This is a genomic window from Plantibacter sp. MMLR14_011, assembly GCF_001865025.1.
GTDB classification, from domain to species: domain Bacteria; phylum Actinomycetota; class Actinomycetes; order Actinomycetales; family Microbacteriaceae; genus Plantibacter; species Plantibacter flavus_A.
In genome coordinates this window covers 1-222 of record NZ_MJGW01000042.1, presented here as the reverse complement: position 1 = coordinate 222, position 222 = coordinate 1, and the positions used below count along the sequence as shown (strand labels likewise).

Here is a 222-nt window from a genome sequence, read left to right as displayed (position 1 = left end):
GGCCGCTCGTCGTGACGACGTCGAACGACATGCTCACGCTGCCGGCCGGGCTGACGCTGTTCGGGGGAGCGCACGTGACCGACCACGCGGTGCTGCTCGCCGGTGCCGTGATCTCGCTGCTGCCGATCGCGCTCGGGTTCTTCTTCGCGCAGAAGTTCTTCGTCGCCGGCGTCGCCACGACGGGGCTGAAGTGAGCGCGCCCGGCCCCGCGGACACCCGTAC

Annotated in this window: 1 pseudogene; it reads left to right on the top strand. The window is 71.2% G+C overall.

Going from position 1 to position 222, the window contains the following annotated elements:
* Positions 1–194: pseudogene (locus BIU99_RS14335) on the top strand (carbohydrate ABC transporter permease); the annotation flags it as partial.
* Between the last annotated feature and the right edge of the window lie 28 nt (positions 195–222).